The 22,859-nt window shown below is 61.1% G+C and carries 24 protein-coding genes, 1 tRNA gene and 1 pseudogene; 22 read left to right on the top strand and 4 right to left on the bottom strand.

The features are described from left to right. The 3 genes from HZR20_RS09630 to HZR20_RS09620 all read right to left on the bottom strand — a co-directional run bounded on the left by HZR20_RS09630 (position 1) and on the right by HZR20_RS09620 (position 2,099). Entirely contained in the window at positions 1-408 is a 408-nt protein-coding gene (locus tag HZR20_RS09630; protein WP_181686378.1) for a hypothetical protein, read from the bottom strand. 1 nt (position 409) lies between these two features. Further along, positions 410-1,096 carry an RAD55 family ATPase gene (locus HZR20_RS09625; RefSeq protein ID WP_181686377.1) on the bottom strand — a complete coding sequence of 229 codons (687 nt, stop codon included), beginning with the start codon at positions 1,094-1,096 and terminating at the stop codon, positions 410-412. A gap of 424 nt (positions 1,097-1,520) precedes the next feature. Further along, on the bottom strand, positions 1,521-2,099 hold the full coding sequence (locus HZR20_RS09620) for a response regulator (protein ID WP_181686376.1): 579 nt from the start codon (positions 2,097-2,099) through the stop codon (positions 1,521-1,523). Between the two features lie 189 nt (positions 2,100-2,288). Between HZR20_RS09620 and HZR20_RS09615 the strand changes: the two genes are divergently transcribed. From HZR20_RS09615 to HZR20_RS09585, 7 genes are all read left to right on the top strand, one after another. Continuing rightward, positions 2,289-3,350: an anthranilate phosphoribosyltransferase gene (locus tag HZR20_RS09615; protein ID WP_181686375.1), complete on the top strand. Its 1,062-nt coding sequence runs from the start codon at positions 2,289-2,291 to the stop codon at positions 3,348-3,350. 52 nt (positions 3,351-3,402) lie between these two features. Beyond that, on the top strand, positions 3,403-3,735 hold the full coding sequence (locus HZR20_RS09610) for a hypothetical protein (RefSeq protein WP_181686374.1): 333 nt from the start codon (positions 3,403-3,405) through the stop codon (positions 3,733-3,735). A gap of 35 nt (positions 3,736-3,770) precedes the next feature. Continuing rightward, entirely contained in the window at positions 3,771-4,157 is a 387-nt protein-coding gene (locus HZR20_RS09605) for a DUF5658 family protein (RefSeq protein WP_181686373.1), read from the top strand. Between the two features lie 99 nt (positions 4,158-4,256). Beyond that, complete coding sequence (locus HZR20_RS09600; protein ID WP_181686372.1) at positions 4,257-5,297, top strand: zinc-dependent alcohol dehydrogenase family protein; 1,041 nt, start codon at positions 4,257-4,259, stop codon at positions 5,295-5,297. 59 nt (positions 5,298-5,356) lie between these two features. After that, positions 5,357-5,902 (top strand): peptidylprolyl isomerase, encoded by a 546-nt coding sequence (locus tag HZR20_RS09595; protein ID WP_181686371.1) that lies wholly within the window; start codon positions 5,357-5,359, stop codon positions 5,900-5,902. Positions 5,903-5,958: 56 nt separating this feature from the next. Beyond that, on the top strand, positions 5,959-7,482 hold the full coding sequence (locus tag HZR20_RS09590; RefSeq protein WP_181686370.1) for a hypothetical protein: 1,524 nt from the start codon (positions 5,959-5,961) through the stop codon (positions 7,480-7,482). 42 nt (positions 7,483-7,524) lie between these two features. After that, complete coding sequence (locus HZR20_RS09585; protein WP_181686369.1) at positions 7,525-7,872, top strand: ferredoxin; 348 nt, start codon at positions 7,525-7,527, stop codon at positions 7,870-7,872. Between the two features lie 18 nt (positions 7,873-7,890). Here HZR20_RS09585 and HZR20_RS09580 read toward each other — a convergent pair whose 3' ends face one another. After that, positions 7,891-8,430, bottom strand: coding sequence for a GNAT family N-acetyltransferase (locus HZR20_RS09580; protein WP_181686368.1), 540 nt, complete (start codon positions 8,428-8,430; stop codon positions 7,891-7,893). A gap of 152 nt (positions 8,431-8,582) precedes the next feature. Between HZR20_RS09580 and HZR20_RS09575 the strand changes: the two genes are divergently transcribed. The 15 genes and pseudogenes from HZR20_RS09575 to HZR20_RS09505 all read left to right on the top strand — a co-directional run bounded on the left by HZR20_RS09575 (position 8,583) and on the right by HZR20_RS09505 (position 22,786). Next, positions 8,583-9,728 carry an MFS transporter gene (locus HZR20_RS09575; RefSeq protein ID WP_181686367.1) on the top strand — a complete coding sequence of 382 codons (1,146 nt, stop codon included), beginning with the start codon at positions 8,583-8,585 and terminating at the stop codon, positions 9,726-9,728. 138 nt (positions 9,729-9,866) lie between these two features. Next, positions 9,867-9,941: transfer RNA gene (locus tag HZR20_RS09570), tRNA-Val, on the top strand. A 483-nt stretch (positions 9,942-10,424) separates the two neighbouring features. Beyond that, positions 10,425-12,317: an ABC transporter substrate-binding protein gene (locus tag HZR20_RS09565; protein WP_181686366.1), complete on the top strand. Its 1,893-nt coding sequence runs from the start codon at positions 10,425-10,427 to the stop codon at positions 12,315-12,317. Positions 12,318-12,577: 260 nt separating this feature from the next. After that, positions 12,578-13,669, top strand: a complete 1,092-nt coding sequence (locus HZR20_RS09560; protein WP_181686365.1) for an ABC transporter permease — start codon at positions 12,578-12,580, stop codon at positions 13,667-13,669. 5 nt (positions 13,670-13,674) lie between these two features. Next, positions 13,675-15,219, top strand: a complete 1,545-nt coding sequence (locus HZR20_RS09555; RefSeq protein ID WP_181686364.1) for an ABC transporter permease — start codon at positions 13,675-13,677, stop codon at positions 15,217-15,219. After that, the gene (locus HZR20_RS09550; RefSeq protein WP_181686363.1) at positions 15,219-16,316 is read left to right on the top strand and encodes an ABC transporter ATP-binding protein; all 1,098 of its coding nucleotides are present in this window, start codon (positions 15,219-15,221) and stop codon (positions 16,314-16,316) included. Before HZR20_RS09555 ends, HZR20_RS09550 begins: the two co-directional genes overlap by 1 nt. After that, positions 16,309-17,646 (top strand): ABC transporter ATP-binding protein, encoded by a 1,338-nt coding sequence (locus HZR20_RS09545; RefSeq protein WP_181686362.1) that lies wholly within the window; start codon positions 16,309-16,311, stop codon positions 17,644-17,646. The genes HZR20_RS09550 and HZR20_RS09545 overlap by 8 nt, the downstream gene beginning before the upstream one ends. Beyond that, positions 17,636-18,043: a DUF7555 family protein gene (locus tag HZR20_RS09540; RefSeq protein ID WP_181686361.1), complete on the top strand. Its 408-nt coding sequence runs from the start codon at positions 17,636-17,638 to the stop codon at positions 18,041-18,043. The genes HZR20_RS09545 and HZR20_RS09540 overlap by 11 nt, the downstream gene beginning before the upstream one ends. Positions 18,044-18,094: 51 nt before the next feature. Beyond that, positions 18,095-18,640, top strand: a complete 546-nt coding sequence (locus tag HZR20_RS09535; RefSeq protein ID WP_181686360.1) for a DUF7529 family protein — start codon at positions 18,095-18,097, stop codon at positions 18,638-18,640. 108 nt (positions 18,641-18,748) lie between these two features. Next, positions 18,749-19,380: pseudogene (locus HZR20_RS09530) on the top strand (aldo/keto reductase). Between the two features lie 44 nt (positions 19,381-19,424). Further along, complete coding sequence (locus HZR20_RS09525; protein ID WP_181686359.1) at positions 19,425-19,700, top strand: hypothetical protein; 276 nt, start codon at positions 19,425-19,427, stop codon at positions 19,698-19,700. A gap of 97 nt (positions 19,701-19,797) precedes the next feature. Then, the gene (locus tag HZR20_RS09520) at positions 19,798-20,514 is read left to right on the top strand and encodes an ABC transporter ATP-binding protein (RefSeq protein WP_181686358.1); all 717 of its coding nucleotides are present in this window, start codon (positions 19,798-19,800) and stop codon (positions 20,512-20,514) included. After that, positions 20,511-21,758, top strand: a complete 1,248-nt coding sequence (locus tag HZR20_RS09515) for an ABC transporter permease (RefSeq protein ID WP_181686357.1) — start codon at positions 20,511-20,513, stop codon at positions 21,756-21,758. Before HZR20_RS09520 ends, HZR20_RS09515 begins: the two co-directional genes overlap by 4 nt. A 90-nt stretch (positions 21,759-21,848) precedes the next feature. After that, entirely contained in the window at positions 21,849-22,409 is a 561-nt protein-coding gene (locus HZR20_RS09510) for a DUF1684 domain-containing protein (RefSeq protein WP_181686356.1), read from the top strand. Between the two features lie 80 nt (positions 22,410-22,489). Continuing rightward, positions 22,490-22,786 (top strand): hypothetical protein, encoded by a 297-nt coding sequence (locus HZR20_RS09505; RefSeq protein ID WP_181686355.1) that lies wholly within the window; start codon positions 22,490-22,492, stop codon positions 22,784-22,786. The last annotated feature ends 73 nt before the right edge of the window (positions 22,787-22,859 follow it).

Below are 22,859 nucleotides of genomic sequence, written 5' to 3'. Positions count from 1 at the left end.
TCACTTTCTGAGAAACTCCGGCAGTCGCTCCCGTTCGAATTCGTCGTCAAGCGGCCGATCCAGCAGGTCCAGATCGTCCAGTGCGGACGGGAGGCCATCCCGACCGCCCGTCGGTATGTCGTCTTCGTCGACGGTCGTCTTCGGTCCGTCGTCCTCGACGAGTGACTCCCAGACGGTCTCGTCCTGGTCGACCTCTGCCCGGCGGCCCGACGCCTTTCGTTTGCCCTCTTGAAAGGCGAGTTCGACGATGCTGCGGTCATAGGAGTTTGCGGCCGTTTCCAGAATGCGTTCGTATTCGTCAGGATCTGGCTTGCCCAGCACGGCCGCGACGCCGAGTGCAAAAGCCCGTTCGGTGGCCGCCGCTTTCTCCAGTGTTTCCCAGTCGGTGCCGTAGGTGCGTTCGTACATCTCAAGTCTGGACTTTTCGGTCGGTGTGGACGTGGAGTCCGCCGTTTGTGAATTCGAGCTCACGAATATCACAGTCGATGGCGGTCCCACGCATCTTGATCACCTGAATGCCCCGTTGCATCCCGCCGGATTCCAGGAAATTGTGGAAGAAGATGACGCCGTGGGCCAGATAGTGCTCGTCGGAGTAGGCACTGGGGTCGGTCATCTCCGAGATGAGGATGATCGTCGCGTCAGTCTGTTTCAGCGCCGAGAGAAACCCAGTTATCTCGTCGTCGACGTCACTGAAAAAGTGCTGGAGCAGCATCGTCGAGTCGATAACGACCCGATCGACGCCGTTTGATTCAATGTACGCGACCAGTCGGTTGGTCAGCCCGCCTTCCTTGCCGAACTGCGAGATTGCCCGTTTGCCGGGTTCGGTCACGAGATTCAGAAACTGCACGGCATTGGACTGGATCGCCCGATCGAAGCCGAATTCAAAGCCGGCCATGTCCTCGCGCAGTTCCGATTTCGTCTCGTGCATCGTGACGTACAGGCAGTTTTCACCCTCCTTGGCGCCCTGGGTGATAAACATCGAAGAGAACGTCGTCTTGCCACTGCCCGGCGGCCCACTAACAACGTAGAGGCGATCGGCCAACAATCCGCCGTCGACGAGTTCATCGAACCCGGGGACGCCACTGGCGACACGCATACCGGTATCGACGTGACCTCGCCACTAAGGTGTTTTCTTCGGCATTCTCGATATTGAGACAGGGCTGCTCAGCGAAGGGGGCCCAGACACTCCCGACAATAAGAGTGGAGCGATTCACGGTTGTTGGACATCCCACAGTGGGGACACTGGAGCCGTTCGCCGGGATCGGGCGCTGTCGACGCAGATTCGCCGGAATCTGTCGCAAGTCTGACGCCGAACTCGCCCTCGAATGGCCTCGAAGACGGACCGTCGAGCGACGCCCCATCCTCTTGGAGATGCCAATACATGAACGCCTGAAAGAGCAAAATCCTCGGAGGGACGCCAGGATGTACCCCCAGACGAGTGGCATATGCTAATCTATAACGTCGTCGTACGTGGGTGTTCTGCTCACAGCAAAAGTAGTAGCGTGAATGGGTCGAACGGGTCACTCAGAGCCATTTTGAAACTCTTTGAACATCGCCGGAAAGTCCGCGTCGTCGACAGAGTGCAGCGTCTCATCGAGTTGTGCTCGGAGCGTGTCCCGCTGGTCGACCAGTTGCTGGAACGCGTCGCTGCGCTGTAGTTCCGCCTCGCTCTTGTTTGCCCGGAGTGTCGCCAGTTTCGTCGTGATGCGATAGAACTGCTGGAACTGGGCCTCATAAGAGCGAAAAGTGAGCAGTCGTTCGATGGTCTCGAACAATTCCTCGCGGGAGACTGGCTTCGTGACGTAGTCGTCGAAAGGCATCTCGATAACGTCGAAATCGGGGTCGACAGCAGTGACCATTGCCATGCGACAGTCGAGGCCACGCTCACGGACCTTCGAGAGCACCTCGTCCCCGGAGATGCCTGGCATTCGCCGGTCAAGCAGGACGACGTCGACAGTCTCGTCGACGGTCTCTAAGGCCTCCTGGCCACTGTAAGCAGTTAACACCGTGTAGCGCTCTTCGAGTTGGGCCGCGTACGCGTCCGCGACATCGCTCTCGTCGTCGACGACCAGCACAATCGGTGCGACACTAGCTGACATCTAACGATGGATACTGGCGTGGCCCGCCAGATAAGGTTTCTGGCGTGCTACCGGACAGCACTGGATCAGTCAGCGCTTCAGCGGGGAAGTATACCGGATGCTCGAGCGACACCCCCAGCGTGTCACCGACGCCCGCGAACGCTCGCCGGTATCCAGTGGCTTAAGCCCGACTCGCCACCACGTTCGAGCATGACAGACGACGACGCCGGCGAGTGGCCCCTCCAGCGACTGATGACGAACGTTGTCGGCTCCGGGCACAAGTCGGCCGACGACATGACGCGTGCACAGGCCCGGCAAGCGATGTCGCGGATCCTTCATCGCGACCCGGCAGAGACGACACTCGGTGCCTTCTGGCTGGCTAACCGGTGGAAACGCAATACGCCGACTGAACTCGCGGCCTTTCTGGACGTTCTCAAGGCGGAAACCGTCACGCGAGCGACCCCTGACGTCGATCCAGTCGACTGTGGGGCTAACTACGACGGGAAAGGCTCGACGGCCCTGCTCGGCGTCGGCGCTGGGCTGGTCGCCGCCCAAGCCGGGACGCCCGTCGTCGTCCACAGCGGTGATCGCGTCCCGACCCAAAAACAGCCGGCCTACAAGCACGTGCTGGACGAACTCGGCGTCCGAACCGATCTCGACCCGAAAGCAAGCGCCCGGATGGTCGAAGACATCGGCTTCGGATTCTACTACCAGCCCCGATTCGCTCCCGACGTGACTGCACTGGCTGATCGACGCGAGGAGATGGGCGTCCGGACGTTTCTGAACACCATCGAGACGCTGGCCAATCCCGCCGGTGCGTCCGTCCATCTGGGGAGTTTCTACCACCTCGCCTTCGCGAAAAAACTCGCCGGCACGCTCGAACGCTCCCGTGAGTCGACGTTTGAGCGCGCGCTGTTCGTCCAGGGGTTGGAAGGCTACGATGACGTCCGCCCGGGATCGACGACGATCGCCGAGTGGGACGGCGGTGACGGGGTCGCGGACGCGACGATCGAGACCGCCGAATACGGATTGACTGCAAGCGAGGACGCCCTCGAGGTGGGAGATGTCATCGCCGACTCGGCGGCGATCACCGAGGCTGTCCTGGCCGGCGATCGGACCGACGCGTTCGCGGACGCTGTCGCGCTCAACGCGGCGCTTCGCATGTACGCCCGCGAGGACGTCCCTGACATCGCGGCGGGCGTCGATACCGCACGGGAGATCCTCGAACGCGGCGCGGCGACGGCGAAACTGGACGCGTTGCGGTCGTTTTGAGCCACCACGTCGAGCCCGCGGACCTATAGTGGTCCGGGCCGTTATCCTCTGTATGGTCGAGGTATCCTACTACTGCCCGTACTGTGGCGCGGTCACGAGCGTCGAGCGGGGCCCGGAACTCCGGGACGGGTCGGTCCGAGCCCAGCCAGACTCGGACCGAGAGTACGCGGCGACGACCGGCGACCTCGAGACTGCCGACGGCATCGAGTTCGTCTGCCTCGGGGATGTCGACGTGCCCGAACGACAACCTGACCGGTCCAATAGGGACGCTGCCACGCCGTCGACCGGTCAATCAACCGGCCCAATCCCTGGCAAGAACGGCTGTGGTCGGACGTTCTATCTCAATTTCTACCGGTCGCCCGCGTACACCGATCGACTGGCGTGATCGGTGCGGATTCGCCCCCAACGCCGGAGACTCCGATGAACCCGAAAACGCTCCCCGAACGACTCGTGCCCGCCTGGTTCGAGGCGGGACTGTTCGCCCTCGAAGAGTTCCTCGAACCACGGCCGCTCCCCGAAGCCGATGCCGTCCTGTGGGCCGTCATTATCGTTGGATCCGTCCTCGACGTGGTAACCACGATCGTCGGCGTCGGATCGGGCCTACCCGAGGGGAACGCAGTCGCACGGGCGTTCATGGCCACCTACGGGACGCCCGGGATCGGCGCACTCAAACTCGCCGCCCTGCTGGTGCTGGTGTTCACCTGGGGATACCTCGAAGGCGAGTCCGCGCGACTCGTCCTCATGGGATTCGCGCTGGTGACGCTGCTAGTGAGTGGCCTCAACACACTCACACTCACCGGGTTGTGAGAGTAATTTCGGCTGAGCACCGCGGCCCAGCCGGCGACACGCTCCGGATCGCGCCGAGCGGCCCGCTGATTTATGCCCGATCACGCCCAGCATACTGCCATGCGTGCAGCTATCTACCGCGGTCCCGGCGAGATCGCGATCGAGGAGGTACCCCGACCCGAGATTGAGGCCCCGACGGACGCGATCGTCCGCGTGACCCACACCGCGATCTGTGGCTCTGACCTCTGGCCCTATCGCGGCCTTGACGACCGCGAGGCCCCCTCGCGGATCGGCCACGAACCCATGGGGATCGTCGAGGAGGTGGGCGAGGACGTCCGCTCGGTCGACCCGGGCGATCGCGTCTTTGCCCCGTTCGTCATGAGTTGCGGGGAGTGTGAGTTCTGCCGGAAGGGACTTCACACCGCCTGTGTCAACGGCGACAGCTGGGGCGGCGACAACGGCGGTGCCCAGGGCGAGTACGTCCGGGCGCGACAGGCAGATGGCACGCTGGTCCGGGTGCCCGACCGCCACGCCGACGACGAAGAGACGCTCCGGTCGATCCTCCCGCTGACGGATGTGATGGGGACCGGACACCACGCGGCTAAGAGCGCTGGCGTCGAAGCGGGGTCGACCTGCGTGGTCGTGGGCGACGGCGCGGTCGGCCTCTGTGGCGTGCTCGCCGCCCGGCGACTCGGTGCCGAGCGTATCGTCGCGATGGGCCACCACGAGGATCGCCTCGAACTCGCTGAGGAGTTCGGGGCAACGGAGACGATCGCCGCCCGCGGCGAGGAGGCAATCGAACGCGCCCGCGAACTCACCCACGGCGGCGCGAACCACGTCATGGAATGTGTCGGTGCCGCGAGCGCGATGGACACCGCGATCGCCGTCGCCCGGCCGGGCGGGACCGTCGGGTACGTGGGCGTCCCCCACGGGATCGAGGACGAGGGGCTGGATATGTTCGGGCTGTTCGGCGACAATATCACGCTTTCGGGCGGCGTCGCACCGGTTCGGGCCTACGCCGACGAACTGCTCGCGGACGTCCTCGGTGGAACCCTGGACCCGTCACCGATCTTCACGAAGGTCGTCGATCTGGATGGGGTGTCGGAGGGCTATGAGGCGATGGACGAACGAGAGGCGATCAAAGTGCTCGTCAAACTGTGAGAAGTTGACCAACCAGATAGATCACCACGGTTATCCATGCCCCACCCGTCTCCCTGTCTATGGGAGACCTGACAGCCACGCTGCAGACGACACACGGCGACATCGAAATTGAACTGTACGACGACCGCGCCCCCCGAACCGTCGAGAACTTCGTCAATCTCGCGACACACGACCCAGCCGCAAACGCCGAACCCGCACCGGACACGCCGACCTGGGAGGACCCGGAGACCGGCGAGACCCGCGGTGACGCCTTCTATGAGGACATCGAGATCCACCGCGTCATCGAGGACTTCATGCTCCAGATGGGCGACCCCACGGGCACCGGCCGGGGCGGCCCGGGCTACACCTTCAACGACGAGTTCCACGACGAATTGGGCCACGACGGCCCCGGCGTCCTCTCGATGGCCAACCGCGGCCCCGACACGAACGGCTCGCAGTTCTTCATCACGCTCGACGCTCAGCCCCACCTCGACGGCGACCACCCCGTCTTTGGCGAAGTGATCGATGGCATGGACGTGGTCGAAGAAATCGGCAGCGTCGAGACCGACCCCCAGGACGGCCCGGTTGAGGACGTCCGACTCGAATCTGTCGAGATCCATGACTGAAAGCGGCGTTTGACCGTTCGGCACCCTTTTTTCAATTCGTTGTCTTCTGGTCGTGTATGCACAGACGGACCCTGCTCGCGGCGCTTGGGACAGGTGTCGCCGGACTGGGTGGCTGCTCGCTCGGTACGAGCGGAGATGGCTCGGCGAGCCCATTCCCCCAGCGGTCGGAGACGCCGTCTGGATCCGGAACGACGGTCCAGTCACCGACGCCGGAAGAGACTGCCACTCCCGAGGAGCCAGAAATCCCCGACGACGCCGTAGCGGTTATCGACCTCGAGACCGGCCCGCGAACGGTCTCGATAACCCCGCTGTATTTTTCGACTGACGATCGCACTTCGATTAGACTCTGGTTCGAACGGACGGCGACGTCTGAGCACCCAGCGCAGATTCGCGGGTGGCTCCGGAACGACAACGATTTCGCGAACACCGTCCGGATCAAGGATATCCCCGCGATCGGGCACACACAGAGCTGGCAACCTGCCGGAGAGGATCACGAAGCACGGCTCCACCTGGCACCGACCGAACGCAACGAACTCGCGACCGAGCTGCCGACCCCCACCCGCGGCGAAGACGGCTACTGGCGGGTCGCAGACATCGGCCCCTGGATGGCCGAGACCCGTCGGCTGGACCCGGGGGAGTTTGTCGAACTGGCATACGCCCTCGTCAGCGAACCCGGATCGCCGGGCCGACCGACCGGAACCTACGAGTTTCAGGGCGATCCCACCGTAGCGATCCACGTCTGGGACGCCGACACGCCGGGCCCCGAACAATCCTCACGATTCGCGGGGCGATCGGTTCCCGAGGTGTCTGAGAAGACCGAAACCGCCTGGTATCACGAGTTGGGCCCATCGACGACGATGTACCTCGAACCGACCGTCGAGCGGATCGAACTTGACGGTCGGATCGACTTCGAGATATACAACCACAGTCACGAGTCGGTACAGTGTGGCCACTGGAACCTGTACAAACTCGTGGACAGCGACTGGTATCACGTCGACCCAAATGTCCACCTATCGGATTGTCGATCGTTGGAACCTGGTGCCAGCATGGCATGGGCGTTACGGGCGTTCAACGGCGAACCCGTCCCGTGTGACACGGGAACCTCCTGTGCGGACGGACTCACGCGAGGATATCTCGGCGGTGGAGAGTACGCCGTCGTGGCGGGATACGGCCAGCCGGCGGATGCAAGCGCGGCTCTCGTCGAGTTCGTCGGCGACCCGGCCCCAGTCCTCTTGACCGACGACGCCAAAACGGAGCGAGACGGCGATGCAATCGACGTCACCACGGACCGATACGGTGATGGCGAGCGGCCAGACGACGCCGTCCTCACCCTCGAACGGGCCGAGACCGCCGAGGAACGCCTCCTTGCGGAACAAGTGATGTCGACGGACGGCTTCATGATAGGACCGAACGCCCTCCGGAACGCCCTCGCCGCGATGGGAACGGACGTGGGCCGCGTCGTGGTCCATAGCGACCAACGGGCGGTCGACCGTGCCGTCGGATACGATGGCGACAGCAGACGCTTTCAGTTCCGTGGGCAGGCTTACGAGGCGCTTCGTGGCGTTCCGGGAGAGAACTGACGCGACCCGTTCCCTTTAGCCGTCGCCGGACGAGACACGACCATGAGCGACGGCGACAAGGAGGGAACGATCGATCCCACGACGATCGGCGAACGCGACGCGCCGCCGATCGATGAGAAACCTTACAAGGTCATTTTCGAGGCCAACAAGTGCATCGGCGCAGGGAAGTGCGCCCAGGTCGCCGACAACTGGGACCTGAACCTGGAAACAGGCATCGCCCGCCCGAAGCAGTATTTCATCGACGAGGACGAACGAGCCCAGAACGTCCGCGCGGCTGAAGTCTGTCCAGCCAAGAAGGATCGTGGGGTCATCCACGTGATCGACCGCCGGACTGGCGAGGAGATCGCGCCCGATCCCCACGGCGACGGAACCGTCTCCGTCGAGTGGTAACGCCGCTGGAGCACCCGCTTACTCGGCGTCGACATCCCACTCGTCGGCCAGGATTCCGTACCAGTGGACGTCGCGGAATCCGCCGTCGGCGAAGGTGGCCTCACGGTGGACACCCTCGTGGGTGAATCCAAGGTTCTCAAGGACCGTTCGCGAGGCCTCGTTGCCATCGAACACTTTCGCCTCGATGCGGTGAAAGCCGAGGTCGCGAAAGCCGTACTCGACGAGCGTCCCGACGGCGTCGGTCGCGTATCCGTTCGAGTGGTGCTCGGTCGCGATCCAGTATCCGAGTTCTCCCCGCCAGGAGTCGTTCGAGACCTCGTGGAAACTCACCATGCCGACCGGCTCTTCCGTGACCGTGATCAGAAGATGAATGGTCTCCTCGTCGGAGATCGTCTCCTCGTAGAACTCCTGGAGTTGCTTGCTATTCGAGGGGAACGGCCACCCGAGCGTCCGCCAGACGCCCGCATCGGAACGTTCCCGCTGGATGAATTCGAGATCTCCGTCCTCGATTGGCCGCAGCGTCACCGTCTCTCCCTCCAGAAACACTGGTCCGGGCATGTCGGCGTCGTTGGATCGATCCGTGGTTAACTGTATCGGAACGTACAACTGCCACTTGCTGTTACCACACACGGGATTAAATATGAAGGCTTTTTTCATCATAAGTAGAATCAGGAATAGATGGACGAAGTCGATCGGGTTGGTGATCAGGCGTGCTGAGCGACGAGCGGCGCTACCAGCTGCTCTATCTTGTGTTGTACGCCGCCGGGAACGGTATCGCCGGGTACCGGAACATATTCTTCGAGGACATCGGGCTCACGGAGTCCCAGATGGGATTGATCGGGGCAGTGCTCGTCGGTGCAGGTATCGTCGCCCAGCCGATCTGGGGGATGTTGGCCGACGCCTACGGCCGGACGAAACTGGCGATGGCCGTCGGCGCAGTGGTGTCGATCGTCGGCGGGCTACTGTTCCCGCTTGGGATGGTCATCGAGTCGCCATTTGTGCTGATGATCGTCGCCGCCGGGATCTACTCGGCGTTCCGGTCGCCGATCGTGCCGCTGGCAAATTCGATGGTCCTCTCGAGTGGCATCGATTACGGAAATGTCCGGGCATTCGGGAGTGTCGCCTTCGGGGTCGGCATCCTCGCACTAGGGCCGCTCGTCGAAACCTTCGGGACGGTCACGATCTTCGGCGTTTACGCCGTCGGGATGGTCGTGTTCGTCATCTCGCTTCGAGGCCTGCCAAAGCCGTCGGCGACCGAGCTGTCACCTGACTTGCGCGAAGACAGCCTGCAGCTGCTGACGAATCCCGCGTTCGTACTGTTGCTCGCGGTCGGCCTGCTTGTCGGTGCCTCAACCACGACGGCAAATTCGTTCTTCTCGGTGTACATCCGCGCGATCGAGGCCAGCGACACGATGACCGGTGCAGCCTGGTTCGTGCGAACGCTGGCCGAGGCGGCCGTGTTCATCTGGATCGTTCGACTGGGCTGGCGCCACCGGACGCAGTTGCTCGTCGGGGCGATCGTCCTCGCCCTCAGTTTCGTCCTGTACGTGACCCCGGGAACGCTCCCCGCCGTCTTCCTGGCCCAGATTCCACAAGGGGCTGGTTTTGCCCTCTTTACACTTGCATCAGTGTCACTCGCCCACGAATACGCGCCCGAAGCGATGAGTGCCTCGGCCCAGGCGCTGCTTGCGGCACTCGGTCTCGGAACGGGGCGGGTGTTCGGGCAGGTGGTCGGCGGCTGGATCGCCGATCTGGTGGGTGTTCAGGACATGTACATCTTCGTCGTACTCGGGACGGGACTGGCAGCACTGTTGACGGCCGGATTCTTCCACCGACGAATTCAGGCCTACCAGTGATCCCATCCTGGCCTACCAGTTGCCATACCGGGTGAAACAGCGGTGACGAGCGGACCGTCCCGGTCGTGGAGTCGGGCGATTGCGTTTCGAAACCTTCAATTGCATCTGTGAGAGAAGTTGGAATACATCGAAACGAACGGGTTGGTAGTCTAGGTTGGTTATGACACCTCCTTGACATGGAGGAGGTCGGCGGTTCAAATCCGCCCCAACCCATATTTTGCGGTGAGCAAATCCGCGAGCGACAAGTGGTCCAATCAGATGTGAACCCAGGCAGACACAGCCCGCACAGCGAACGGAGTGAGCAAAAATGTCTGCATCCGGTTCAAATCCGCGTCACCCCTGCTGATGCCGACTATAACGAACGAAGCGCGGTGCCAAGGTATGTGGCAAGTGGGTGTAGACCAGAGAAAACAAACACAGTAAGTCTACCTGCAGCTGAATCGAGTCTCGATGAAGCCGAAAGCCATCGTCGCCATCAGTACCGGGTCAAGTGGCCCGAAAATGCCCGGCAACAGACAGGTCGGTGACCTCAATCGAACCGTGGCCCAGTGTCGAGAAAAGGTGAATGAATGATAATTATATTATGGAACAAATATGGCCAAATGCCCGCCACGTCGTGTCGGGAACTCAGAACCAGATGGAAATGTAGCCAGTACCAGTAAATATAAACGTTCGTCTTTGTTACGTGGTCACATCATGTCTGACGACAATGAAATGAACCGGCGGCGGTTCCTCAAAGCGACCGGAGCCGCAACGGTGAGTATCGGACTGGCCGGCTGTGGTGGCGGCGATACCGAAACCGAAAGCAGTGGTGGAGACACCGAAACCGAAAGCAGTGGTGGAGACACCGAAACCGAAGGCAGTGGTGGAGACACCGAAACCGAAGGTGACGCATACGAGCCGCCGAGTTCGTACCCCTACGGCCTCAACGAGGCCCAAGTCGGCGAAGCCAAACGAGTGATGGAAGAGGCGGGCTACGGGCCGGACAACAACTACGATCTCGACTGGCTACAGTACCAGAGCCCGGCATGGAAGGAGATGGCGAACACAATCCGTGCACGCCTGGAATCTGCACACATCAACATGAACATCAGCGACTCGGACTTCGGGTCGCTGATCGAAACTACCCAGAGCGGGAACCACGAGGCCTACACGCTCGGTTGGGTCGCCGACTACCCAGGCGCCCAGAACTTCCTGCAGCTCGTCGACCCGGAGAACACGATCTACGACGCCGAGAGCTACACACCCAACGGCGAGACACTGTTCTGGTCCGAAGACACCAAGGGCGACCCAAAAGTTCGCCAGTACGTCACCGAACAGTTCGACCGAATCCAGAACAATCCCGGCCTGAGTGACGAGGCCACGAGTACTCGTGACGACGCGACAGTCAAGATCGAGCGGGCGCTGTGGGACTCGGCGGCACTGTTGCCGGTCTATCACACCGTCGACCAGCTGTTCTGGTACGATCGCGTCGATTACAACCCGCCGGGCGGGATGGGGCCCTCCCGGGCGAAGGCGATCAACTCCGTCAACAGCCTCCAGAACGACGACGTCCTCAACGGCACCTCGTCCACGTTCAGTTCCTTGGACCCGATCGCTTCCGGGAACACGCAAAGTGGGGACAAGATCATGGACATGTTCGACGCGCCGATGAACTACGTCAACGGGACGACGGAGGTCGAACCCCTCATCATCGAGGACTATACCGTCAGCGACGACCTCACCGAGTACGAGTTCACGCTCAAGGAAGGAGTTCAATTCCACGGCGACTACGGCGAGGTCACCGCTGCTGACGTCGTCTACTCGATGCGGCGACTCGTCGAGTCGGACAATTCCACGAACACGTACTTCCCGCTGTCGGTGCTCCAGATCGAACACGAGACCGACGATGACGGCAATGTCGTCCCCGAGACGGCCGCCGTCGAGGCGACGGGTGACTACACGTTCACGATTTCGCTCGCCGCGCCGTTCAGCTACGCGCTCGAAGTGCTCGCATACTCTGCGTTCTCGGTCGTCCCCGAAGGAATCGTCGGCGATATCGATGGCTATGATGGCGATATGGAATGGCAAGAGTTCTCGACGAGCCCGGTCGGCAGTGGCCCGTTCGTCTTCGAGCAGTGGCAGGAAGGGAATGGTGGCGAGTTCCGTGCCTCGCCGTTCGAAGACTACCACGGCGAGACCCCGGACTTCGACCTCCACGACGCGATCATCACCGATACCACTGCCCTCTATAGCTACTTCCAGAACGGGAACGCTGACGTCGCCGGTATCCCGACGGCCCAGTACGATCCCGGACTGGCTACCGAGGAGTCGACCAACGACCAGGGCCAGACGCTGGGTACGTACGGCCCAATGAGCGACGGGACAGAAGTGAACATGGTCTCGACCCCCTCGATCAACACGTACTACATCGGCTTCAACATGGAGAAGGTGCCAAAGCCCGTCCGCGAGGCAATGGCCTACGTGCTCACCCGTGAGGACTTCGTCGAGAGCGTCTTCAAGGGTCGCGGCGAAGCGGCGTACCACCTGGTTCCCAAACAGGTCTTCCCCGGTGGGGCCGAAGGGTACGACTCGAATTACCAGGGATAAACACAGACACAACTGCAGTTCGGCCCCGTCTGCTGGACTCCAATCGATATTGTTAAACCAATATAGCCGATACCACGATCGGATAACGTAGTCATGCCCTCGATGGAGCCATCGTCGTGGCTGACGATATCGTCCCCTGAACGACGAGAGATCGTACTGTCGTCTCGATCGTCACCGGACCACCGGAAGGACATAGACACCGACGCTCTCCAGAGTGGCAGGACACACGACCGTCTACAGACGCTACGTGGTGGGATGAAATGAACCGCTTACTGTACTTATTCAAACGGCTGTTGCTCGCTGTCCCTGTGTTCCTGTTCGGGATCACGATGAGTTTTATGGTCCTATACTTGGGGCCGATCGACCCTGTATTGAACATCCTCGGACAGGACGCCACACCGGAGGACATCCACCAACTGAAAGTCGCACTCGGGCTCATCTACCAAGACGGCTCGACAGTCCCTCTCTGGTCGCAGTATCTCAAGGTCCTCACCGACCTGCTCACGTTTGACTTCGGCCAGTCGTGGATTATCCAGCGTGGCACGCCGGTCGGCGATCTCATCTTGAACCGGATGCCTGTAACGCTGTGGCTCGGATTCTGGTCAGTCGTTGTCGCGTTAGTGGTCGGCATCCCCGGCGGTCTGTACGCCGGCCTCCGGGCCAACACCTGGCGGGACTACATCGCCTCGGGCGGAGGGATCATCTGGCGGGCGATGCCGAACTTCTGGCTCGCCGTGATGGTTGTCGGACTGCTCTCTGCCGGCGGTCTTTTGTCGTTCTATCCCGACCTCTGGGTTTCGACCGACGTGATTGGAACCTCAGATTCGGTAGGGAACTTGTTCGGGAGTAGTCAGGTCTTCGCCGGCATGCCACTTCTCGAGGCAATTTGGGTCCCCGTCCCGAAATGGACAAACATCGCCACTGCAATCAAGTGGATCCTGCCGGCAGCGCTCGTCCTGGGATCGTCGTCGATGGGTAACGAGATCCGAATCGGTCGAACGGCCGTCCTAGAGAGCATCAACTCGAAGTACGTCGAGACCGCAAAGGCAAAAGGCGTCTCCGGGCGGCGAATCGTGACCAAACACGTCGGCCGGAACGCCTTGATCCCACTCCTCCCGATCATCATGAGCGAATTCTACCTGCTGATCGGAGGATCAGTCCTCGTCGAGAAGGTCTTCTCGATCCGGGGGCTTGGCAACATGTTCTTCCGGGGCGTCTTGGGACCGGACATCCCGCTCGTGATGGCGCTTGTCTTCCTGTTCATCATCGTCCAGGTGACCGTGAACATTGCCCAGGACATCTTGTATACGTTCATCGACCCGCGGATCACGTTGGAGGACACTGAGAGGTGACACCGATGTCGGATACTACAGCTACCACGACGCGCGAGGAGTTGACTGGGTTCGAACGCGTTCCGCTCCGGACGCGAATCGTCGAATCGCCGCGGCCGTTCCTCCAGTGGCTCGCCGGGCTATTCGCCTTAGTCGCCGTCGAGTTCGGCACGTACGCGACACTCGCGTTCGCCATGGTCGAACGAGCGTTCGTCGGCGTGACGGCGCTCGTCGAACTGCTCGTCGGGGCTGTCTCCGGGAGCGCAACGAGTACGGTCCTCGACATCCAAGCGGCCGGCTCGACGTTTTTGACGGGCCTCACGGAGTGGGCCGGATCGCTCCCGACGCTGTTTGGCCGCGAGACGATCCCCAATCAGGGATATATGCTCGGCCCGAACGGCCCCTGGAAGGGGACGTTCCTGGGGCTGGAACCCGCACTCGCGTGGGCACTTCGGCTCACGCTCATCGTCGTCTACGCACTGTTCGTGAGCTACTGGCTGTTTCGCGGCTGGAAAATCTACCGCGATCACTACCGACAGGCCGACTGGACGCCGACCGACGATATGGTCGGTCGGCTCCGGGGCCACCGCTGGGGACAGTTTGGTATCCTCGTCCTGTTGCTGTACCTGTCGATGGCGATTTTCGGTCCAGCGCTCGGGCCGACGACCGTCGAGCAGAACATCCAGAGTTCCTACAGCCACGAGATCAAGTACTACGACACGGAGGCCGAATCAGTCGAAACGGTCTTCGTCGGCGAGGCAAATTTCAACTCGAAATCCAAGGGCAGCGGTGAGAACGTCGGGCCGATGACCTACGACAACTACGACCGATTCCATCCATTCGGAACACTAAGTAACGGTCGCGATCTGTTCACGTTCCTCATGGGTGGAGCACGGATCACGATGATCGTCGCCGGGATGGCGATCGGGATCGCGACGCTCATTGCGGCCATACTGTCGATGGTCTCGGCGTATTACGCCGGTTCGATCGACCTCGGTATCCTTACTACTGCCGATGGGATCGTCTCGGTGCCACGGTTGATCCTGTTGATCATGGTGAGTGCCGTCTTCGCGAATCACTGGCTCGGGAACATCCTCGACGGCGGGTTCATCCTCGCGCTCGTGTTCGCGTTTACGACCTGGCCACTTCTCTGGCGGGCCGTACGCGGTCCCGCCCTGCAAGTTGCCCAAGAGGAATGGGTCGATGCCGCACGAAGCTTCGGACAGCGCCCCCGCACGATCATGCGCAAACACATGCTCCCGTACATCGTGGGCTACCTACTGGTGTACGCTTCGATGACGACCGGCGGCATCATCATCAGCCTCTCAGCGCTATCGTTCCTCGGTAACGGCCTCGGGATCAGTGCGCCGACACCGGCCTGGGGGCGGGCCGTCTCGCTCGGCCAAAGCTACGTTGCGACGTCGTCGTGGCATATATCGCTGCTCTCTGGACTAGTCATCGTCGTACTAGTCACTGGCCTCAACGCCTTAGGCGATGGAATCCGAGACGCGATCGACCCCGAGACCGAAAGCGCTGAGGCAGAGGAAGCGGCTGCAGGAGGTGGTGCCTGATGTCCCGTGAGGAAACCGCCGAGAGCGCACGCGACGAGGGTGACCCGCTGCTGTCGGTCCGAAATCTTCAGACAGTCTTCCATACCGACCGGGAGACGATCCGGGCCGTCGACGACGTAAGTTTCGATGTCTACCCCGGCGAAACAGTCGGCATCGTCGGTGAATCGGGCTCGGGCAAGAGTGTCACCGCCCGCTCGATCATGGGCCTAGTCGACTCCCCGGGTGAGGTGCTCCCGGAATCGTCGATCCGGTTTAACGGTCAAGAGTTGACTGCATTCTCCGATGCCGAGTACCGGGAAGTCCGGGGAAGCGGGATCGGAATGGTGTTTCAAGATCCCCAGCAGTCGCTCAATCCGGTCTACACGATCGGAAACCAGATCCGGGAGGCCCTAGAGATCAACCGCGATATTACTGGTGCACAAGCGACCAAAGAGGCGACAAAGTTACTAGAATCGGTCGGTATCCCCGACGCGAAACGCCGCCTCGACGAGCACCCCCACGAGTTCTCCGGCGGGATGCGCCAGCGAGCGGTCATCGCGATGATGCTAGCCTGTGAACCCGACCTGCTGATCGCCGACGAGCCGACAACCGCCCTCGACGTGACGATCCAGGCACAGATACTGGATCTGCTGAAGGATCTCCAGGAGGAGCGTAACCTTGCGATTCTGTTCATCACGCACGACATGGGAGTCATCGCCGATATCTCTGACCGCGTGAACGTGATGTACGCCGGACAGATCGTCGAGAAAGCGTCAGTCGAGAACCTCTTCGAGCGTCCGGAGCATCCATACACGCGTGCTCTCATCGAGTCGATACCGGGCGAACACTCCCGTGGAGAGGGGCTCAACACCATCGAGGGCGAGGTACCAACACCAAACGCCCCGGCCGATCACTGCCGGTTTGCTCCCCGGTGTCCACAGGCATTCGGGGCCTGCGACAAGATGGCACCCCAACACATCGATGTCGGCGAGACAGTCGAACACACTGCAGCGTGTCTGTTGTATCCCGAGGACAAAGCGGAAGGAGAGCGGCTCAAACATCACAGAGCGCTTGCGGGCGGCGACGACGTCAAAACAGAGGTGAGCAACGATGAATAGCGGGATAGAACAGCCCGAACAGACGGCACAATTGGGTGAGACGCTGATCGAAGTCGAGAACCTGAAAAAGCACTACGGCGGCGGAGGCATGTTCGAAAGTTCCTCCGTCAAAGCCGTCGACGGCGTGAGCTTCTCGATACAGCGAGGAGAGACGCTGGGACTCGTCGGTGAGTCCGGCTGCGGGAAGAGCACGCTCGGTCGGACGCTCGTCCGCCTCGAGGAGGCGACCGAGGGAACGATCTCTTTCGACGGGACCGATATCACGACGCTGTCGGGCGACGAATTGAAAACGTGGCGTCGCAATGCCCAGATGGTCTTTCAGGACCCTGAATCCAGTCTGAACGATCGAATGACGGTCGGAGAAATCATTCGCGAACCGCTCGATGCTCACGACTGGAAGACCAAAACGGAGCGCCAGGAGCGGGTGTTAGACCTGCTGACGTCAGTTGGGCTCCGAGAGGAACACTACTACCGATATCCCCACCAGTTCTCGGGCGGCCAGCGCCAGCGGGTCGGCATCGCACGAGCGTTGGCCCTCGAACCTGAGTTTCTTGTCCTCGACGAGCCGGTCAGCGCGCTCGACGTCTCCGTGCAGGCAAAGATCATCACGCTGCTCGAAGACCTCCAAGAGGAGTTCGACCTCACGTACCTGTTCATCGCTCACGACTTGGCCGTCGTCAGGCACATCTGTGATCGGGTCGCAGTCATGTATCTCGGAAAAATGATGGAGATAAGTGATACCGAGGCGGTCTATGCAGACGCCCACAATCCCTATACGCGGTCGCTACTCTCAGCGATCCCACACCCGGATCCGTCAACATCCTCCCACCGGATCACGCTGCCGGGTACCCCACCCAGTCCCCGCGATCCACCGACTGGCTGTCAGTTCTCGACGCGGTGTCCAGCCAAGATCCGGCCGGAGGGCTACAAGCATGTCGACGAGGCAGTCTGGGACGCGATCGAACGCTTCCGGGAAGTCGTCCGTGAACGGTCACGAATGAGCCTCAGTACCGTCGATCGGCTCAAACGCCAACTCGGTAGCTTCTCGGCGTACGACGATATCGATGAGACAGTCACGGATCTCTTTGGCGACCTCGACGTCCCGACGGACGTCAGCGAGCACATCGAAACAGCTGCCGGACTGGTCAAAGAGGGACGGCCGGCGGATGCACGTGATCACCTGAACGACACGTTCAACGGCGCCTGTGATCTCAAGCGACCGGACTTTCACCCCGTTGGAGAGCACAATCACATGAGCTACTGTCACCGCCACGAGTCCGACTACGAGGACGTAACGCCAGTCATCACGCGTCGTACCAGTGACTCCTAACCGATTGCGGTACGTCGAGTTCGTGCTCTGGGTCGGGTACGTCTCGACAGCCGTGATCCTCATTCTGGCCATCCCGTCGCTGGCGTTTGGCAACGGGCTGGTGACACTCAAGTACGCGCTGTTCGTGGTCGGATTTCTGTTGTTCGGCGTTGGCACCTTCGCCATCCAACCGACACCACACGGACGCGGACCAGTCTCCCGGTTGTTCGGGATGAGCCTCGAAGGAGAGCAAGCATTCGGCTTCGAGCGACGGATCCGCACGCTGCCGCCGCTTGAGGGCAACCACGTTCCAGACGGAGGCCGCGTGAGCCGCGACGTGAAAGTGTTTGTCGCCAGCCTCGTCTTGCTGGGCGTTTCGATCCTGCTCGAAGTCGGACTCGGCGTTACCGTCAGGTGACGGTTCCAGTCGATGGGCACGCCTTAATGGTGTGGGGCTGTAACAGTGACCATGGTCAAACTCGGTCCCGGCGACGTGTCTCTGGACGACGGCGAACAATTGCTCGCGACTAGTGGAGAGGCCCACAGCGGGTGGGAACAGACCGTACAGGATGTCGAGGCGATGGCGAGAGACCGGGCCGCGGACGGCTTCGAGACGCTCATGCTCACGTCCGACGATACGACGCCGAAACCCCCCGACGCGGGCCAGGACGAAGAGTGGGGCCTGGTGTACATCGTCCCAAGCAACCAGGCCGAGGAGTTGCAACCGTTCGCTGATCGGGCGTCTTTCGAGGAGACGGTCGTCTATCAGGCAACGAGTACCGGACACGCCTTTATCGTCACTGAATGCCTCGACCTCGATAAACAGCTGGCACTGTTCGTGGCCGGAACCTACCGGATGCAACACGCCCCGCCGCTGGTCCGGGCGGCCATCGAGCACGGAAAGATGTTCACGCACGTCAAGCAACTCGATGGCACGCTGGTGAGAACGATCGAACACGACGACCCCGAGCAGTTCTTCCCCGATCCCGAACAGTTCTACGCCTACGAGGTGTAGCCCCTCAATCCACATATTCGTGAGGACATAATCATTCGCACGTGACGGATTTGATGCTGGACAGCAAACAACCACTGCACGGAGTACACGACACTCGGTTCGACCGGGATGGAAATCAGTGAGCTGTGCCTCGGCACGATGAGTTTTGGCGACGAGGAACCATGGATGTTAGACGAGGAAGACAGTCGGGAGATCATCGAACGGGCGATCGACCGGGGGGTGAACTTCTTCGATACCGCAAACTCCTATCAGCTGGCCGAACGCTTGGGCGTAAGCGAGCGCGAAGAGCTGGTCAACTATGAGACGATGCAAAACCACTACCACCTGGCCTATCGCGAGGAAGAGCGCGAAATGCTCCCACTGACCCAGGAAGTGAACATCGGCGTCATTCCGTGGGAGCCGCTGGGCGAAGGTTTCCTGACGCGCCCGTTTGACGAGCTCGAAGCGACCGATCGCGGCGACCCCGAGAACTCCCATAATCTGACCGACCAGTACACCCGCGGCGGCCGTGAAATCAACGAGCGCGTGCAGGAACTGGCCGCCGAGCACGGCGTACCATGGCCCAGATCGCCCTGGCCTGGCAGTACCAAAACGAGCACGTCACGGCCCCGATTGTCGGAATGACCAGCGTCGAGCACTTGGAAGACGCCGTCGAGGCCATGGAGATCGGTTTCAGCGAGTCGGACATCGAGTACCTCGAAGCACCCTACGAGCCCCAACCGATCATTGGTCACGAGTGAGCGCAACTCGGAGGCTTCAAGAGGAGAGGGCCGAACCCTCCGACGTGGACCGACAGCGCTTACAGGCCCGGCTGATCGAACGATTCGAGATCGATCCGGACGTTGCACGGATCGTCGCTCGGGAGGCGGCCGACCTAGCGGATCGAGGGGTGTACGCGGCCGATTTCGACGAGCCACTGCGCGTCGAGATCGTCATCACAAACCTGGCCGACGCGCCCGAGGGATCGACGCTCGTCGAACGCTGGAACTGGTGGCTTGGCGCACTGGAACTCTCCCACGGCGAGTATCAGCGCTTTCGCGTTCGGCCCGACGTAGTCTGAACTGGCTGCCAACCAGGGGCTCGTGTTTGCCAGCGGTCAATTCCGCCAGGATCGAAACGGTGATTTATCCGGTCTGAGACTGCCCCTACGAGCGACGATGAGTCCCACGGCAGTGCAGGTGACTGACCTGCAGAAACGATACGACGACGTACAGGCCCTCCGTAGTGTCTCTTTCAGCGTCGACCCCGGCGAGATCTTTGGATTGGTCGGCCCCAACGGCGCTGGCAAGACCACGACCCTGCGGACGCTCTCGACACTGTTGACCGTCGGTGGCGGAGAGGTATCCGTCTTCGGCGCGGACGTCGAGAGCGATCCCAACGAGGTACGCAAACGCATCCGGTATCTACCCGAAGATGCCGGATCCTACGACAACCTCACCGGCCGGCAATACCTGGAATTCGTCGCAGACTTTTACAGCGACTCGCCCCAGGAACTCGTCGAGCACGGTATCGAGATCGCCGATCTGGACGAGCGTATCGAGAGCAAGACCAGCGAGTATTCGAAGGGGATGACCCGGAAGCTCCTGCTGGCGAGTACGATCATGACCGAACCTGACCTGGCGATCTTAGACGAGCCCACGTCGGGATTAGACGTCGAAAACGCCCGGACGATCCGGGAGATCGTCAAGGAGTTTCCCGGCCAGGATCGCAGTGTCTTGCTGTCGAGCCACAACATGCTCGAAGTCGAATACCTGTGTGATCGGATCGGGCTACTCAACGAAGGCGAGATCGTCGCCGAGGGTACCCCCCCGGAATTGATCGATCAATACGACGCCGAGAATCTCGAAGAAGCCTTTCTGGAGGCGGTCGCATGAATCACTTCTGGCGGCTTCTCTGGAAGGAGACTCGCGAATTGCTCCGGCCACGATACCTCCTGCCGATCCTCTTGATCCCCGTGATGTTTATCGGGCTGGGCCAGGGGATCGGGGGCATCGACGACGCCGCGGCCGGGCAACCCGATATCGGCATCCTCAACGAGGACGACGGCGAATACGGCGAGCTGGTCAATGCCTCGCTCTCGCAGAACGCCGCAGTCGTCTATTACGCCGAATCCGGGGACCCCTCGGCCACCATCGAGGCAGTCTCGGAGGCAGGGGGGGACACACTGATCGTCATCCCCGACGGGTTCACCGAACGCATCCAGCAGCGGGCAGCCGGGAACATCGGGATTCACTCGGTCGTACGCTCGCTTTCCCTCTCGGGCATCACATCTTCGACCCAAATAAAGAGACAGGTCGATCAGGCCGGCACGGCCCTGACGCTGAACGTCACCGGAACGACGCCAGCAATGCTCAATCCGATCCGGCCGGAGTACACGACCTACCTGGAGGACAAAACCCTCGAAAACACCTCACCAGGGGCACTCTCGGGATCATTTGCCACGCAGTTCATCTTCATCCCCGTGGTCATCATGTTCGTGATTATCTTCTCTGGCCAGATGGTGATCAACTCGATGGGGGCCGAAAAAGAGAACAAAACTCTCGAAACCCTGTTGACGATGCCTGTGAAACGGTCGACGATCGTCGCGGCGAAACTCATCGGTAGCGCCTCGATCGGGCTGCTCGGGGCGGCCCTCTATACGGTCTCGATCTACTACTACCAGTCGTCGTTCACCGACGGGGCGGCGAGTGCCGCCCTCTCGCTGGGAATCGTCGACTACGCAATCGTCGGCGTCTCACTGTTCCTCTCACTGGTCGGCGTCCTCGCGCTTGCGCTCGTGTTGGGCATTTTCGCCGGCGACCGTCAGGGTGCCCAAATGCTACTGTTCCCAATCTCCATCCTGGCGATTGTTCCCATGTTCGCGACGATGTTTACGGACGTCGCCAAACTGTCACTACCGATTCGGGCGATCCTGCTCGCGATTCCGTTCACTCACCCCGCGATCGCCCCCAAACGGCTGCTGTTGAACGACACCACGATGGTTGTCGGCGGGATCATGTACGAGGCAATCTTCGCCATCGTGATGATCTGGCTCGCGATTCGGGTGTTCAACTCCGACCGACTCGTGACGGGCAGTTCCGGTCGGGTCGGTCAGTGGTTGAGTCGACTCCAACAGTAAGCGAAGACGATAAGATCGCGGGGGCTTCCCTCTCGGTGTTGATTGACTTGCGCAATACCGTTAACTATCCGGGGGCCGTATGAGAGCGTGATGAGTACCGAAGACTACAGCCAGCGAATTCGCGAGCAACGAGGGGAAAAAGAGACGTATTTCGCCGACAATCCGCGATCACCGATCCCAAATCACGCCGACTTCCCCGGACTCGACTACTACGACGTAGACCAGGCCTATCGCTTCGAGGTCCCGCTTGACGAACACGATGAGAAAGAGGAGATCACCGTCGAAACGACCGCCGACGGCAAGCAACGATACGTCCGCTACGGCGAGCTCACCGTCGAGATCGACGGCGAGCGCGTCACGCTACAGGCCTACCGGCCGGCATCGGGCGAGGACCGGTTCTGGGTACCGTTCCGCGACGAGACGAACGGCGCGGAAACGTATGGAGCTGGACGGTATCTCGACCTCGAACCCAAGCGCCAGCAGACCGACAACGGCGAGTGGATCCTTGACTTCAATCAGGCGTATAACCCGACTTGTGCGTACAATGGGGCCTACGAGTGCCCGCTCATTCCGATGGCAAACTGGCTCGATATCCGTGTTGAAGCTGGCGAGAAAGACTATCCGGGCCAAACTATCGGTCAGGACAACTGACGGGCAGGCAGACGTGACGAGCGAGTGCCGAGCGATCGGGACCGACAGTTCCTTTGAGCCTGGTCCCGCGATGGTATACCATGGACATCGATCGTTCCGAACTTGCGATATACGTCTACAACGTGGCCCTCGTCATGTCCGGTGCATTCCTCGTTGTGGAACTCGGAATCGAGGATCCGCTGGCGATGGGTGGAATGGCCGTCGTGGTCGGCCTCGTCTGGAGTGTCTACTACCATTTCAGTATGATGCCGCGGCTCGAAGCAATGCGTCAAGGCGTGTTCATCCCTGAAGACGAGGAGTTCCTCGACGAGGAAGACGACGACAGTCCGGACGAAGATGAAGATCACGACGGCGCCCAAGCGCCCTGGGAAAGCTAGTCTCGACGGTCCGGAACGATACAAACTTCGACCCACAGGTGTCTTGGATCGTACCCCAAGACCGCTCTTGTGG

It is taken from the genome of Halorhabdus salina (assembly GCF_013839425.1).
Lineage (GTDB): Archaea > Halobacteriota > Halobacteria > Halobacteriales > Haloarculaceae > Halorhabdus > Halorhabdus salina.
The sequence above is the reverse complement of the archived record's forward strand: the minus strand, read 5'-3'. Positions and strand labels throughout refer to the sequence as shown.